Source organism: Vibrio sp. ZF57, assembly GCF_001691235.1.
Taxonomy (GTDB): domain Bacteria; phylum Pseudomonadota; class Gammaproteobacteria; order Enterobacterales; family Vibrionaceae; genus Vibrio; species Vibrio crassostreae_C.
The window spans coordinates 62,188-78,371 of the sequence record NZ_MAKD01000019.1 but is presented as its reverse complement, the minus strand read 5'-3'; the positions used below and the strand labels follow the sequence as shown (position 1 = coordinate 78,371).

13 protein-coding genes are annotated in these 16,184 nt (G+C 43.2%); 7 read left to right on the top strand and 6 right to left on the bottom strand.

What is annotated here, in order from left to right:
- The first annotated feature begins 136 nt into the window (after positions 1 to 136).
- Complete coding sequence (locus A6D97_RS02630) at positions 137 to 505, top strand: hypothetical protein (RefSeq protein WP_065583775.1); 369 nt, start codon at positions 137 to 139, stop codon at positions 503 to 505.
- Between the two features lie 110 nt (positions 506 to 615).
- Here A6D97_RS02630 and A6D97_RS02625 read toward each other — a convergent pair whose 3' ends face one another.
- Together A6D97_RS02625 and lamB are read right to left on the bottom strand one after the other, a co-directional pair.
- The gene (locus A6D97_RS02625) at positions 616 to 1,443 is read right to left on the bottom strand and encodes a MalM family protein (protein WP_065583774.1); all 828 of its coding nucleotides are present in this window, start codon (positions 1,441 to 1,443) and stop codon (positions 616 to 618) included.
- A 163-nt stretch (positions 1,444 to 1,606) separates the two neighbouring features.
- On the bottom strand, positions 1,607 to 2,830 hold the full coding sequence (lamB, locus tag A6D97_RS02620) for a maltoporin LamB (protein WP_065583773.1): 1,224 nt from the start codon (positions 2,828 to 2,830) through the stop codon (positions 1,607 to 1,609).
- Between the two features lie 434 nt (positions 2,831 to 3,264).
- Between lamB and glgX the strand changes: the two genes are divergently transcribed.
- The 3 genes from glgX (at position 3,265) to A6D97_RS02605 (ending at position 8,093) form a co-directional block, all read left to right on the top strand.
- Positions 3,265 to 5,259, top strand: a complete 1,995-nt coding sequence (gene glgX / locus A6D97_RS02615; protein ID WP_065583772.1) for a glycogen debranching protein GlgX — start codon at positions 3,265 to 3,267, stop codon at positions 5,257 to 5,259.
- Between the two features lie 231 nt (positions 5,260 to 5,490).
- Positions 5,491 to 7,233 carry a diguanylate cyclase gene (locus tag A6D97_RS02610; protein WP_065583771.1) on the top strand — a complete coding sequence of 581 codons (1,743 nt, stop codon included), beginning with the start codon at positions 5,491 to 5,493 and terminating at the stop codon, positions 7,231 to 7,233.
- A 131-nt stretch (positions 7,234 to 7,364) separates the two neighbouring features.
- Positions 7,365 to 8,093 carry a tRNA (adenine(22)-N(1))-methyltransferase TrmK gene (locus tag A6D97_RS02605; protein ID WP_065583770.1) on the top strand — a complete coding sequence of 243 codons (729 nt, stop codon included), beginning with the start codon at positions 7,365 to 7,367 and terminating at the stop codon, positions 8,091 to 8,093.
- A 105-nt stretch (positions 8,094 to 8,198) separates the two neighbouring features.
- Here A6D97_RS02605 and A6D97_RS02600 read toward each other — a convergent pair whose 3' ends face one another.
- Positions 8,199 to 9,143, bottom strand: coding sequence for an acyltransferase (locus tag A6D97_RS02600; protein ID WP_017063993.1), 945 nt, complete (start codon positions 9,141 to 9,143; stop codon positions 8,199 to 8,201).
- 332 nt (positions 9,144 to 9,475) lie between these two features.
- Here A6D97_RS02600 and A6D97_RS02595 point away from each other — a divergent pair, with 332 nt between their 5' ends.
- Together A6D97_RS02595 and A6D97_RS02590 are read left to right on the top strand one after the other, a co-directional pair.
- Positions 9,476 to 10,276: a ferredoxin--NADP reductase gene (locus A6D97_RS02595; RefSeq protein WP_065583769.1), complete on the top strand. Its 801-nt coding sequence runs from the start codon at positions 9,476 to 9,478 to the stop codon at positions 10,274 to 10,276.
- 612 nt (positions 10,277 to 10,888) lie between these two features.
- Entirely contained in the window at positions 10,889 to 11,881 is a 993-nt protein-coding gene (locus A6D97_RS02590; protein ID WP_065583768.1) for a 2-hydroxyacid dehydrogenase, read from the top strand.
- Between the two features lie 120 nt (positions 11,882 to 12,001).
- Here A6D97_RS02590 and A6D97_RS02585 read toward each other — a convergent pair whose 3' ends face one another.
- Positions 12,002 to 12,874, bottom strand: a complete 873-nt coding sequence (locus A6D97_RS02585; RefSeq protein ID WP_065583767.1) for a patatin family protein — start codon at positions 12,872 to 12,874, stop codon at positions 12,002 to 12,004.
- Between the two features lie 217 nt (positions 12,875 to 13,091).
- Complete coding sequence (locus tag A6D97_RS02580; RefSeq protein ID WP_017066332.1) at positions 13,092 to 14,543, bottom strand: catalase; 1,452 nt, start codon at positions 14,541 to 14,543, stop codon at positions 13,092 to 13,094.
- A 386-nt stretch (positions 14,544 to 14,929) separates the two neighbouring features.
- On the opposite strand from A6D97_RS02580, the gene A6D97_RS02575 reads away from it, so the two are divergent.
- On the top strand, positions 14,930 to 15,139 hold the full coding sequence (locus A6D97_RS02575) for a hypothetical protein (protein ID WP_065583766.1): 210 nt from the start codon (positions 14,930 to 14,932) through the stop codon (positions 15,137 to 15,139).
- 163 nt (positions 15,140 to 15,302) lie between these two features.
- Here A6D97_RS02575 and A6D97_RS02570 read toward each other — a convergent pair whose 3' ends face one another.
- Positions 15,303 to 16,184, bottom strand: a complete 882-nt coding sequence (locus A6D97_RS02570) for an L-ribulose-5-phosphate 3-epimerase (RefSeq protein WP_065583765.1) — start codon at positions 16,182 to 16,184, stop codon at positions 15,303 to 15,305.

The window sequence follows — 16,184 nt, the reverse complement described above, 5'->3', positions numbered from 1 at the left end:
TCCTGGCAGCCTTTTTTGAAGGGTTACGCCCTACAATTACGATTAAAATACATTCAATTCTCGATGTAATATTCTATCAACAGCAAAACACCGCAGTTGTTTGCGGTGTCGTTAAATTTTGATTAGGAAAACTTCCATGAACCGTAAACATATCATCAAAACCATCCAAATGGGCATCGTGACCACAGCATTGATGGGCGGGATGGCTTTGGCTAATACCACTGATCTTGTAGAATCTACCGACGCTGCTCGCGCCCTGGCACATACTCCTAGCACTGCAACAACGCAACAAATACAAGCTGAAAATGCCGCGCACAAACAGGCACTGCAAACACTTGAAAGCAACGGTAATGTTGATCAATATATGGAAACGGATAAAGCAGGGGAAACGACTACTGGTCACGTATCAAAATGCGAAAATACAGAAGTCCCTTTAGGCGAGAAAGTTGCTGAACATTGCAAATTCTTGAAGATAAAAGCGGCTTTCCCCGGAAAGCCGCGATGAACCAATAAAAAGCATATACATTAAAGCGGTATTCGATAGGGTTCCTTAGAAGATGCTAACCGATGCTTAACTTACAAGCATTGCACTTTTAAAGGAACCCTTTATCTATATTACTTGGCGTTGACGGCTCGCACAAAGGCTTCTTGTGCACCTTCAATACCAAGGGCTTTTGCTTCATCTAATAAGCTAAGAGCTTTAGGAATATTGTCTTCAGTTACAGCTGTTTGAATCGCATTGTGATAGTAGGTTTGCGTTTCAGGTTGAATAGTATCGATTTTAGCAACAGCAGGTTTAGCATTAGATTCACTGTTTGATGAACCAATTGAGAAGAAGCTCGCTTTATCGATTGTAACTTCTATCTTACCAACGTTAGCATTTGGAATCGGGATATCTTTTACTTCAGGTAAATAATTACCACGGCCTTCCGCGTCCAAGCGAGCAGGATGGATCACATCAGTAAAACCACCAAGATCAGCTTGATCTGTATAGATAACTAAATAAACTGATTTTGCTGTTGTCGGTGGGTAAAAATCGTTCTCAGCAACGAGGCGGTTTCCTAAGTGTAGTCTTGGTTTTGCGTATTCGAAGCTCTCTTTACCATAACGCTCTAGCTCACGACCGTTTTCGTCATAGATGACCGCATTTGGAACAAACGCTGTGTCGCCGATAATGCTGGTGATATTAATCGAGTACTCACCGCGATCTGCAGGCAGTTCAACCGCGACTACAGGGCTGTTTATTCCTTGGTAATTTAATACTTGGCTATTTGGTGTCACATCAAAAATTGCCGAACTTGGTAGCTTCATAGGAGCAAATTGAAGACCAGCAATAGAGTTAACTTGTTCAGCTTGTGCAACTTGCACTTGCTCTACTACTTGCGCAGATTGGCAACCAGCCAATGCAACACAACCACTCAACATCAGAGCGCGAAAATACATAGTTCTTCCTTATTTTTATTTTTTTAAGAAATTTACTTAGTTAATTACCATAACGAAAATAATTAACCTAGGAAACCTTTTTACTAATCGTACATTCCTTAAAAAAATAGCCGACGTAAGCCGGCTATGAATTAGGACAGTTTAGGATTTTAAGCTAAGTGGCTTACCACCAAGCTTCAACTTGGATACCAACAACGAAATCGTTGTCAGCACCTTTAGCCTTTACAACACCATTTTCTTTAACTTCACCGAATGAATCGTTTTCTAGATCCATCAGGTAGCTACCGTATACGCGGATTTCAGGACGAGCCCAGAAGCTGTCACCCATTGCCCATGCTTGAGCAACAGTAAATTTAGCGCCACCAAAATCTTCTACACCAGTGCCAGCTTGATTAATCTGCTCACCCGCATTGTAGCCAGCTTCAAAAATAGTACGCATAGTGTTGTTCCACTTGTACATTGGACGAACAACTACAGAATATTGGTTGATGTCTTGCTTTGAAGCACCGATATCAGAACCAGCTAAGTAGGCAAGTTGGTGACCCATTTCCCAAGACTCGCCAAGGTTCATTACACCCCAGTTAAGGATTCGGTAACCGAAACCATCATCCTGGTCTCCAGAGCGGTCATAATAAGCACCAGAGCCCCACAAATTAGCCATTTGAACACCGTAACCAGCCGTACCTACTTGAACGACCGTTTGGTTAAAGCCATTGCTCATACCTTGGTGGATGATACCTGTAGCAAGTAGGCCGTCATCGCCATCGTATTTGCCATTCTTGTTTTCAGTACCGAAGTTGTATACAACTCCAAGCTCTAAGCTAGCATCTTCCCACAGACCGATATTCGCTAGGCGAGCATCAGCCATGTAACCAGCACCGTTCTCATCTTCGCCATCTTGAATAATTGCTAGAGAAAGTTTTTGATTACCAACTGAAATATTTTCAATACCACCACCAGTACCTGATGTATTTAGAAAGTAGAAGTCAGTGATGTGAATATCTTTACGTTGGTAGTATGTTTTACCAGCCCAAAGTGTCGCTTCTTCATCAAAAGATAAGACGCCAGTTGCTTTAACAGCAAACTGAGCAACGTTAAAGTCACCGTCTTCCCAACCATTTGCGCCATCAGCACCAGAAGCAATCATTGACTCTAAACGCCAAGTTTGCTCACCAGTTTTTAGTTCTTCAGCCAGACCAAACTCAGAATAGTTGTCGTTTTCATTACCTAGACGGCCAATACCATTCTTCATGAATGAAACGTCACCACCATCATTTCCGCTAATACCAGTACCAGCACGCATGTAGCCATTAAAATCTACAGCGAACGCAGAGCCAGCAGCTAATGTAGTTGCCACTGCAGCAGCAATCAAACTTACTTTTTTCATTCTTAACTCCATTAAGGACGATTTATTTTAGGTTTTTATATTTTTGCTCTCTTGCGGCAACCAAAGGCAGTAATGGTAGTCGTAAGATAGAGAGGTTTAGGGTTTCCCCTGATTCGTTTCAACGGGGTCAATATTAAGAGGGGATGACAAGTTTGACTTCCTCCGCCCCTAAGTTAATTAAGGGGGACTAGAGGGGAGTAGAAAATATACAGAATGGTGTTTTAAAGAGGTAGATCACTTAATATAGGAGGAGTAGACAGCACACAGATCTAATTATTCAACATAAGTGAGATCTAGCTCAAATATATAATTTGAACTTCATCGATGAATTATTTTTTTTACCGTAATTAATCTGTGAAGTTGCTTGACCTTATTGTGACAAAGCTTTTTACTTATAGTTCACTGATGTCGATAAACGAACAAGAAATCAAGCAATGACTAGAACGCTCGCTCGCCCTTATCCGCTAGGCGCAACGCTAGGTAACACTGGCTGCAACTTCTCTATTTATTCTCCTGACTGTAAATCTCTTTCACTCGCTCTTTTTGACGAGAACGACGAATTCACCACTTATAAATTGGAAAATGAATACGCTGATATCAGATATGTCTTTATTGATGGTATTAAAGCGGGGCAAAAATACGGCTTCATTGCCGAAACGGACAATGGCCCTATCCTGCTTTCAGACCCGTATGCCAAAGCAATAAGCGAACCGCTCGATTACGTCACGCCATATACCAATGAAAAAAGCTTTGCTATGGCGAAATGTGTCGTTGTTGATGACACCTTCGATTGGCAAGATGTAGAAAAGCCACGCATTAGCCGCGAAGATACCGTTCTTTTTGAAACGCATGTAAAAGGTCTATCTCAACTGCACCCAGAAGTGGCTGCCAATACTAAAGGACGCTACTTAGGGTTAGTGAGCCCTGAAATGCTTGCGTTCTACAAACAGCAAAATATCAATTCTCTACAGCTTTTGCCCATTGCCGCATGTATGCATGAGCCTCATCTCTTGGACATGGATAAAGTGAACTATTGGGGTTACAACCCATATTTGTTCATGGTGCCAGACCCTCGCTACGCAGAAAAAGACGCTGTTAATGAACTCAAAACTGCAATTCGTGAGCTGCACCGCAATGGCATCGAAGTCATTCTAGACGTGGTGTACAACCACACAGCAGAAGGTGGGGAAGGCGGAACCACCTTCAACCTAAAAGCACTCGATAGCCGCTACTACATTAAACATGGTTGCCATTACGCGAACTTCACTGGCTGTGGAAACACCGTCGACCTTACCCACCAGCCAGCACTCAACCTAGTCATGGATACGCTTCGTTACTGGGTAAGCGAATTCCAAGTCGACGGCTTCCGTTTTGACTTGGCAGCGACACTGGGGCGCGAAGGTGACAACTACAACCCTGAGGCTGCTTTCTTTAAAGCCGTAGCTCAAGACCCTGTACTTAAAGAAACTAAGTTGATTGCAGAACCGTGGGATATTGGCCCTAACGGTTATCAAGTAGGTAACTTTCCACTAGGCTGGAATGAATGTAACGACAAACTGCGTGATATCACACGTAGCTTCTGGCGCGGTGATCAAGGCTATCTAAAAGAGTTTGCGACGCGCTTAATGGGATCTCGCGATATCTACAGCGCAGCACACTGGCCATACAGACTAACCGTAAACTACATCACGTATCACGACGGCTTCACAATGCAAGATCTTGTCTCTTACAAACACAAGCACAATGAAGATAACGGCGAGAACAACCGAGATGGACACGGTGATAACCGCTCTGATAACTACGGTGTTGAAGGGGAAACCGAAAACCTATTGGTTGTTGCCACACGCGAAAAACAGAAACGTAACTTCATGGCGAGTCTGTTGTTTGCCTTTGGCATTCCACATATTCTGACAGCTGATGTGTTATCTCACACTCAAAAAGGCAACAACAACGCTTACTGTCAAGATAGTGTAACTAGCTGGATTAACTGGGAAGATTCTGAGCGAAAAACTTATTTCAAGACTTGGTTAGCTGAAATGATCTCTGCACGTCAACAATATATGGTGCCTTTTATTAAGGCGTTCAGCGGAGAAAAACGCAACTCGAACCGCATCTTCTGGAGCCGTGTCGATGGCACACTCATGGAGCATGATGATTGGAATCGTTTAAGCTCTGTTGCGCTGCACTTAGGTATTGGCAAAGACGGTGACGAATTGATTTATTTGATAAACCAAACCAACGCACCCGCTCGATTCTCGTTACCGACTGATCGCGACCAAAACTGGGTCACCATTTGTGATACCAACTTACGAAATGTAAAACCAGGTCATGCAGAAGGTGAAATGCTGCTATCGCCGACTTCGATGGCAATTTTGCACTACTCGCCAGATAACACTGATTTGATTGAAGTAAAAGCTAAGCTAGCTTAATAAAACGCCAAAAAACCATAAAAGCCAGTTATATTTATAGCTGGTTTTTTTATTAGCTGAATATCACATAAATCATTCTTTTATATGGAATCATTTGCATTGATGTGATGGATGAAACTGTTTAGTATTGCCGTACTATAAAAATGAATCTATAACGTCTTGGATATCATGGCTTTACCTAAAACACTTATTCGGCTTTTCAAACCATACATACTCTTACTAACCGGAGGAATGCTTTATTTAGCTATCGCTCAACTAGAGAAAGTTGAAACTACAGCAACTAACCAATCATCATCAAATATTCGTATCGCTAGTTCCACTATTCGCTCAAATATCGAAGCCGTTTTCGGCAAGCTTTACTTTCTTGAGACCAGTTTAGGCTTACCTAAGGCATCCAGCTTTGATGACAAAAAATTTCGCGAAATCAGTGATAATATCCTAAAAAGAACACCCAATTTCTCAGATATCGTTCGATACAAACCGCAATCTCAAAATTATATTTCCACTCGAGGTCTTCCACTTTCGAGCGAACAAATCGCCGTAATACAATGGCATTCAATAGACAACGTCGTTGAGGATTTCTACATTTCTTCCGTTTATCAAAAGCCTGATGGGCGTTGGGTATTTGCGGTAAAACACACGGTAGAAAGATTGAACGAGGAAATATGGATTGAATTTGACTTGTTGCACACCACGCAGGGTTTAAGAGATTTAAAAACGCTTAATAATGGCTATGTATTTGTTGTAGACAGAGCAACAGAGCGACTGGTATTCCACCCGGATCCACAGCGTATCGGTTCTAAATCCATCAGCTTCCATGCAGGGATCAGCCACCAACTCTCACAAGGTGAAACCGTTGGTAAGCACGAATATTACTATCAAGATAACTTCAAAATATCGGTATTTGACGCAGACAACAGCTTAAATTGGGTGTTCATTGCGGGCACTGACCGCCATGACATCTTAACCAGCTCACATCAATTTACGTTGACGGGCTTAGTACTGGGCTCACTCCTGCTATTGTGGATTGGTGCCAACTATCTGGCTTATCGTTTGAACGTGTCCTTGTCGCAACTGAATAAAGTCGATGACCTTGTAAGCTTTAAGCGAGAGTTAAAATCCATACTGGATAGTTTCACCTACCAAAAAGGCATTCAATTCTGTCTCTATCAGCTTGAGAACCACGCATTCAGTACCATCGACTATCACGGAAACAAATCCACGGTACATTGTGACAAAGCCCTTGCAGAGCGATTTACACCGGACACTATGGCTTACCGAAGTGGTAAGTACGCCGATCCACTGGCGTGTAAACTCAAAATACACCAACGTCATTACTGTATTCCTTTGCACTCTCGTCAGCAGTTGATCGCAGTGTTGTACGTAAACGTAAACTTACCGATCAGCCAGAGTATTCTACGAATGATCCGTGATTACACTGAAGTCTCTTTGTCTAACTTACTGCTTCAACATCAATTGAGCAGCAAAGATCTGATGACGCAGTTAGACAATAAGAGCAGTTTCAGCATCGCCATCGAAAACTACGTGAGCGAGCCCGATACCTATGTCGCTCTGCTTGATATCGATAACTTCGACCACGTAAACCGAGCCTACGGTGAAGCGGTGGGCGACAAGATGATCAAGCTGACTGCAGAATCGATACGCAGTTACTTCCCCAAGCCAAAGGGACTTTGCTTGGCTCGTGTTGGAGGAAAGGAGTTCGCAGTATTATTCAAAGCCAATGATGTGAAAGATGCCAAATTCCAGCTAGACCAGTGCAGAGTCGCAATCGCGGAGAAAACCATCGTCACTCCAGATATCACCTTATCGCTAGGGGTTAGCGTGGGATACTCGCAAATAGAGGGTGAAACAGACTCAGCTTTAGCGCTGGCGGAACAAGCGAAACTTATCGCGCAACAACTTGGTAAGAACCGAGTGGAAGGCCATATCAGAGCCGTTGCCAAAGCATCGTAAACCTATACTTACATTTCTGTAGCCACTACAAAGCACCTAGGATTCACACCCTAGGTGCTTTTGTTTTTCTAGAAAGTCATTACAATGCGCCTTCGATAAGACAACATCCCTTTTCTAACGACACGAGCCTTATGAAGCTAAGTAACCGACTGCAAACTCTCCATTCCCTTGTCAGCAATGACTACCAACATATTTGGGACTGTTGTTGTGATCACGGCTTCTTGGGTGTTCAACTGTTGTCGGATAACAAAGCACCTCAGCTTCACTTTGTCGATATTGTCCCGTCTCTTATGAGCGATTTGGAAAGCAAACTTACGCGTTACTTTCCGCAAGGTGCAATAGCAGAACAGAAAGTGACTAGCCAATGGCAAGTCTACTGTATGGATGTCGCCGCTATCCCGCTTGAGAAACATACTGGCAAACACCTGGTGATTATTGCGGGCGTCGGTGGCGATCTTACTCAAAAGCTCGTCGATGATATTCATCGTCAACACCCAGACAAAGCGATCGATTTCTTGCTTTGTCCGGTGCATCAGCAATTCGAGTTGAGAAGCCATTTAAAGGCGATCCATTTTGGTCTTATTGATGAAGTGTTGATTGAAGAGAACCGTCGTTACTACGAGATTTTATTGGTGAGTAATAGTCGCGGTGATTCAGAAAAGAGCCAAACCGTTAGCGAGATATCAAACGTCGGTGACAAGATCTGGACACCAAGTTGTGATGAACAAGTGAAGGTATCACAGCAATACAAAGCCAAAACATTGCAGCACTACTTACGTATCCATCAAGGACAAGAGAAGCAAGGCAAACCTAGCCGAGTAAAGCATATTATTGATGCTTACCAGGCGGTTAAGCCATAGTAAGTACTAACTTAATGGTTTGAATATCAAGAAAGTCAAATTAATAAAAAAGCCGATAGTTCAATGAGCTATCGGCTTTATTAATGCTATCGATTCAGTTTTAGCTTACTGTTCTTGTTTCTTATAAGCCACATCAGGCTCGTCAACTGTCTCTACCTCAGAAGGCTTATCAACCCCATAAACCGTATCAAGGTAGACGTCTTTCTCTTTCCACGTGCTGTTCAACCAATTGTGGAAGCGACGTTTAAAAGCCTTATCTTCAAAGTAATTACCGTTCACGTTCTCATCCATTGGATGCAATTTAATACGCACAACGACCTTAGTCATTTTGCCCTTCAGCATATCTTCAAACGGAGAGGTTTGGTTTTCAGGGTAAGCTAAGGTCACATCCACGATGCCATCCAAAATTGGGCCCATTGCAGATAAAGCAAATGCCACGCCCCCAGTTTTCGGCTTCAATAAGTGGCGATAAGGGGTCTTTGCTGACGCCAGTTTCTCGTGGTTTGCACGAGTCCCTTCAACAAAATTAACCAATGTTGTCGGTGCTAATTTGAACTTAGTACACGCTTTATTGATTGCATTAAAATCATCATTACGGCGTTCTGGGTTGCGTAATAGGAACTCACGAGAGTGGCGTCTCATGAATGGCATATCTAAGCCCCAGCAGGCCAAGCCAACAAATGGTACGTACAACAATTCATGTTTCAAGAAGTACTTCGTCATCGGCATTTTGTCTTTTAGGATTGAAGACAAAATCACAATATCTGCCCAGCTTAGGTGGTTAGACATCATCAAATACCACTGCTTGGTCGAAATATCTTCCCCCCCTTCCACTTGCCATTCGATATCGTTATTGGCGTTCAACATCCATAAATTAAGAGAAGCCCAACACCAGAATGTGAAGTTAGCTAAGCGAGTGCATGATTTTTGAACGACAGAAATTGGCAAAATAAGTTTGATTAGGGCAAACAGGCTCACAGCCAATGCGGTGAATGCAGTATTAATGGTCACGAACAATACGTTCAAGGCCATACGAAGATTATCAAGCATAAAACACAGTTATATTGAGAACGAAAGCCGCCATTATACGCATCTATAAATTATTCTCTTCAGTAATTGATTGAATATCCTAGGGGTCAAACCACTCAACCTATGTTAACGATGTTCAACCAGCTAAAGTCTATTAAAACGAAACCAAAAACACATGCACGAGTCATTTGGACTCAAATAGTATATTGTCTTTTTGACAACATTCGACCCAATAATTAACCTTCAATCAGTATTGATAAGCATTCTCATTATTGGCGTGGTACATGCAACTCTAAAGTGTAAATAGTTGAGTATCCTTAATGAGATAACTTCTCTTCTTAAAGGTGGATGATATGACAGATATTCCTCATGGTTTAGTTACAGGCAAAGTCCTAAACAAAACAGAATGGACAGATCAATTGTTCTCACTCCAGGTTAGTGCACCTGTCTCTTCTTATCAGGCAGGTCAGTTTACTAAGCTTGGCTTGCTCAATAACGAAGGTGAGTTTGTGAGACGCGCTTATTCTATGGTGAATGCACCAGAGCATGAGCAAGGACATCAGCATCTAGAGTTTTTGATTATTAAGGATCAGAACGGTCAGCTCTCGCCTCAACTTCACGAATTGCAAGCTGGTGATGACATCTTTGTCGGGAAAGACCCAAGTGGCTTTATGACATTAGATGAGATCCCAGAGATCGCCGACGATCTATGGATGCTTTCAACCGGAACCGCGGTAGGCCCATTTATCTCAATACTTGAGAGCATGCAGATACAGCAAAATGAGTTGGCTTCAGACAAAGCCTCTTCATTCAAGAATCTGGTTCTAGTGCATGCTGTAAGAACAGAGCAAGACCTGACTTATCGAGATCGTATCACTCAACTCGTTAATCACTTTCAAGAGAGACTTAAATATGTGCCAATTATTTCTAGAGAATCAGTTACCGGAACTTTGCGCGGACGAATCCCAAATTTGTTACTTGGAGGCGACCTCGAGCAAGCCGCGTCTGTCGCTTTCAATCAAACCCGCAGTTTTTTCTACCTTTGCGGCAATCCGCAAATGGTTCGTGACACAAGCGAAGCGCTAACTAGCTTAGGTTTCGAAAAGCACTTACGCAGAAAACCCGGTCAATTCAGCAGTGAGAACTACTGGTAAATAACAACCGCCACTCGTTAGACAGAAGCACAACTTTCAAAGAACAGTTAGAGAAGAGGTTTTATATGAGTCATTTACGTATTCCGTCACACTGGAAAATTCAACGTTCCACACCCGAAAGTAAGATTCATTCAATATTGATGAACTTATAAGCAAGCAACCTCGTAATGTGATTTTTAATGTTCAATAAGTGAAGACAAAAGATCAAATAACCATAGCAATTACAATGACTAATGGTGATAGACAAGAGAAAAAAACTCTAGCACACTGAACAGAGTTGTAGGGCATGTTGACCTATCGAGCTGATTTTTGCAGCCGTTTGTGGGTTATTTATACAAGGCAGAGAATTCGACGTGTAGCTCGCCTACATGAGAATTCGATAACGCTGTAGAAAGGAACCACAAACACTGCCCGAAGGGTTCGGCTAAAATCGTTTTACTCTTTGTTGAGAGGGTTTTGCTTAGAATGACTAGGCGGCAAACCTCTCGTCGCGATTAAAACGATTTTATCTCGAACAAAACTTAACCGCGAAAGGTCAACATGCCCTTGTTTTAATCCCGTTTCAGAGAATGAATTAGTGGGTTATTTATATTTTAGGTAAGAGAGGAAGCCATGCTCAACATTGCTTTTTTTAGCTCAAAATCATACGACGAAAAATCATTCGAACTGGCAAAAGGCGAACTCAACGCTGAGTTTCATTTTCACGATTTTCGACTCACCACAACAACAGCAAAAATGGCGCACGACAACGAAGTGGTTTGTGCGTTTGTAAACGATGACCTATCGCGAGACGTGTTAGAGATTCTTGCTCAAGGCGGCACCAAGTTAATCGCGATGCGCTGTGCGGGCTTTGACAAGGTCGACCTAGACGCAGCCAAAGAGTTTGGTCTGCAAGTGGTTCGCGTTCCGGCTTACTCACCAGAATCGGTAGCAGAACACACGGTTGGCATGATGATGTGTTTGAACCGTAAACTACACAAGGCATACCAACGCACTCGTGATGCGAACTTCTCTCTTGAGGGGTTAGTTGGCTTTAACTTCCACGGTAAAACGGTCGGTATGATTGGCTCGGGTAAGATTGGCCTAGCGACGATGCGAATTCTGAAGGGTTTAGGCATGAATATCCTATGCTATGACCCATATCCAAACCCGTTAGCTGTTGAGTTAGGCGCTAAATACGTTGAACTCGACGAACTTTACCAAGAGTCTGATGTGATTTCTCTACACTGCCCAATGAGTAAAGAGAACTACCACCTATTAGATGCGACTGCGTTTGAGAAGATGAAAGACGGCGTGATGATTGTCAACACCAGCCGTGGTGAACTACTGGATTCCACAGCTGCTATCGAAGCGCTTAAACAGAGTAAGATTGGCGCACTTGGTCTTGATGTGTATGACAACGAGAAAGAGCTGTTCTTCCAAGACAAATCAAATGACGTGATTGTCGATGATGTGTTCCGCCGTCTATCTGCTTGTCACAACGTGCTGTTCACAGGTCACCAAGCTTTCTTAACCAAAGATGCTCTGTTCAATATCGCGAACACAACACTCACCAGTGTTGATGCTTTCTTTGCTGGCAACACCAGCGGCAACGAACTCGTTTAATAACAGATTGAGTTAACAGCAGGCTGAGTTAAAAACAAACTAGGTCTACAGATACAAAGCCACGCTATTCTGAAGTGAACAGCGTGGCTTCGTCGTTTATTCAGTATTCTAAAACCGTTCCTAGACGCAGAAATGACAATCTTCAGTGTCTAAACCATAAACGCCTTTTCTAATAGCAAGGTGCTCTTCACCGGCTTTGACGCCCATCTCGTAACCTGTATTAAGAGTACTTTGATCCATAGTTAAACGCTTAACCGCGAAGGCTTCAGGTGGCGCTATCACTTTAATAGTCGCATCTTTGGGTGGGTTACGAATGAACTCCAGAGACTGGTTGTAGTTTTCAGCACGTACCGCCATCGACTCAGCAATATTCGGGAATTTCTTTAATAGTTTCTTCAGCATCCATTGGTGCTTTTGAGGCTTCATTCGGTAGCTCAATGGGTGAGACAGAATCACGGTAATATCGCGTGCGCCACGGCGATATGCTTCACGAACCGGAATCGAATCGGCTACACCGCCATCGGTATAACAGCCACCAGAGAAACACGGAGTTTCACGGTAAGCGATAGGTAAAGCCGTTGTTGCTTCAACAACATTAGAAAGGTTTTCTGGCTTAATATGGTAGTAGTCTGCACTGCCCGTATCGACATTTGTGACAGCAGCAATGAGTGGGATACTTGAAAACAACTCACCACAATCGAGCGGATAACGTTGATTGGATTCGTTCCATAACCATTTAACATCTACCAAGTTACCGCCTTTGGCAAAGCGAGCAGGATTAAAGAAAGTTTTATCCGTCGCCATCGTGGTGATCACATCATAACTGCGTTTTGGTGCATGAGATAAGTAGCCAACCAGATTCGACACACCTGCAGATACGCCGATGGCAAAATCATAAGGACGGAAATCGTCTTGCATGAAGGCGTCTAAAACTCCAGCAGCAAAAATACCTCTCATTGCTCCACCTTCAACGATTAATGCGCTCTTATTCATCTCAAACTCTTCTACTTTATAAACTGATAGTCGTAGAATAATCCCATCACTCTTACAAAGATAATGGGATAGATTTATCAATTCGATAGGTAAAAACTATTAATGTGGATTGTTAGATTTTTCAATGACTTAGGGTTGCTTGATATTCAGCGAGATCAAAAAAGGCCATCGAGTAGTTCACTCAACGGCCTTTCAATTAACGAATCAAGATGATTGATTACGACTTAAATTCGCTCACATCGATTTCAAGCAGTTTACCAATGCCTTCACCGTATGCAGGGTCAGCTTTGTAACAGTGTCTTAGGTGACGCAATTGAATCTCTTTTGGCACGCCGCCTAGGTTGCGAGCAGTGTTATCAAAAAGAATCGCTTGCTTCTCTGGTGTCATTAGGCGGAACAAGTCACCGGGTTGCGAGAAGTAATCTTCATCTTCGCGGTGATCCCAGTGTGCTGCTGCGCCATCTAGGTTCAGTGCTGGTTCAGCGAAATCTGGTTGCTCAGCCCATTGACCTTCGTTGTTTGGCTCATAACCTAATGTGCCACCGAAGTTACCATCGACACGCATCGCGCCATCACGGTGGTAGCTGTGTACTGGGCAACGAGGCGCATTCACTGGAATGTGCTGATGGTTTACACCCAAACGGTAACGTTGTGCATCACCGTAAGCAAACAGACGACCTTGCAGCATCTTGTCTGGCGAGAAGCTGATACCTGGAACTACGTTCGCTGGGTTGAATGCTGACTGCTCTACTTCTGCGAAGAAGTTTTGCGGGTTACGATTTAGCTCAAATTCGCCCACTTCGATCAACGGGTAATCTGCATGAGGCCAGATCTTAGTCAAATCGAACGGGTTGTATGGAACCTTCGCTGCATCCGCTTCTGGCATCACTTGTACTTTCAACGTCCATTTCGGGAAATCTTGGTTATCGATGCTGTCTAGCAAATCACGTTGGTGGCTTTCGCGATCATCACCGATCACTTGTGCCGCTTCTGCATCAGAAAGGTTCTTAATACCTTGCTGAGATTTGAAGTGGAATTTCACCCAGAAACGTTCGTTATCAGCGTTGATGAAGCTGAACGTGTGGCTACCAAAGCCGTGCATGTGACGGTAAGTCGCAGGGATACCACGGTCACTCATTACGATAGTAATTTGGTGCAGAGCTTCCGGCAAAGAAGTCCAGAAATCCCAGTTGTTTTTCGCGCTACGCATGTTGGTGCGTGGGTCACGTTTCACCGCGTGGTTTAAGTCAGGGAACTTAAGAGGATCACGAAGGAAGAATACTGGCGTGTTGTTGCCCACCATATCCCAGTTGCCTTCTTCAGTATAAAACTTCAATGCAAAGCCACGAATATCACGTTCAGCATCGGCAGCACCGCGCTCACCCGCAACTGTTGTGAAACGTGCAAACAAGTCGGTTTTTTTACCTATTTCAGAGAACAATTTTGCCTTGGTGTATTTTGTGATGTCGTGTGTAACGGTAAATGTGCCGTAAGCACCTGAGCCTTTCGCGTGCATACGACGCTCTGGAATCACTTCACGATCAAAATGGGCCAATTTCTCCAAAAACCAAACGTCTTGAAGAAGTTGTGGACCACGTTTGCCCGCCGTTTGAACATTCTGGTTATGAGCGACAGGACAACCTGCTGCTGTAGTTAGTTTTTTACTCATGATCGATTCCTTAGAGGGTAAATGTGCACAATCGTTGTGACACCGTAAATTTAAGTAGACCCAGCATTTAAACCATTGAATTAGTGTGGATAAAGAATAGGTCGGCATTAAAAATAAACATAATCGTTTCTATTTATCTTTGTTATAGATAAAACCTATCAAGTTGACTGTTCATTTCTTCACACGAGACTGAACAACAACATCCCCGCCAAAGTTGGCATAATCCCATAAGAAAGACCATGGTATCAGTTTGCGATCAAATTTCACTACTTGCATATTGAAATCATAGTTTGAGGGCATCGTTCAAAACTTTGGGCTTAGCAGAGTGGCGTTGAATTAATCGATGATGATATAGTCCACCATAATAAAATATATTGGATATTATCATGCACTCTAGCGACATTATGAAACTGGCAAATTTGGGCGTTAATATCGAAATTTCAAAAGATTCTTCATTGCATCCTTCTGATGCGTTAGAGGTCGTGAAGATTGTTGCTGAAATCGGTAGCCAAATCGTCATCAAGAAGAAATACCATACGGACTACCTAATTAAGATGGCTGAAGTAGGCCGTGATCATGTGACTATTGCTGTTTAAGAACAGCCACTATTTCGAAATTGACATAACCTCAGCTTCAACAGTTTAGAGCGACATGTTGATATAAAAATGCAGCATATTGGGGGGCAATATGCTGCATTTTCTCTTTTCGTTAGGAGCATTGAGAACGCAAAGAGAAACGGGTTAATCATTCTAAGTAGAGCTAGTGGTCAAACAACATCGGAACACCCGTTTGCACACATACCTCGTTCAAACGCTTTTGTGCCGTCAGAATATTCTCTTTCCAACGCTCATCTTGAGCCCACATCTCAATCACGAGTGGTACGACGCACTCAGTCTCTTTCAACGTTTCAAAAATGGCATTAAAGTCGACTTCACCATCACCAATCACTAAGTCTCGAAATTGACCTTTGTATTCGTCAGTCACTTTATAAGTGTCTTTGAGGTGGATCTGAGTGATATGAGGCTTGCTCAACTTTAGTTCCGTCACTATGTCGTAATTCCAACCGGAGATATTACCCACATCTGGATACGCCGTGAAATACGGTGAATTGACTTCACGACTCAGCACTTCAAACTTGCTCAAAGAGTTCAAGTAATCGGTATCCATGATCTCCACAGCGAGCATAACGCCCGACCTTTCCGCCAACTGCGCAGAAAGCTTCATGCCTTCAATGAACCTCTGGTGAGTCACCTTATCCGCAGGCTCGTAGTAAACGTCATACCCAGCCAATTGGATGGTACGAATACCCAATTTGTAAGCGAGTGAGATCGCTTTTTCCATATGGATAGCCGCTTGTTCACGAATCACCGGATCTGCAGATCCAAATGGGAACTTGCGATGCGCGCTTAAACACATGGATTGCAGCGGTACACCATGCTTTTCACACAGGCGACGTAAGACATACACTTCATCGTCATTCCAATCCAAACGGCTACGGCGCTCGTCTGATTCATCTACCGATATCTCAAGAAAATCAAAGCCGAGCTCTTTGGTTGTTGCCAGTTTGTCTTCCCAGCTGAGTTCGTTAGGTAGGGCCTTCTCATAAAGCCCTACTCGGTGGCGTAATAAGTTTTGGTACAT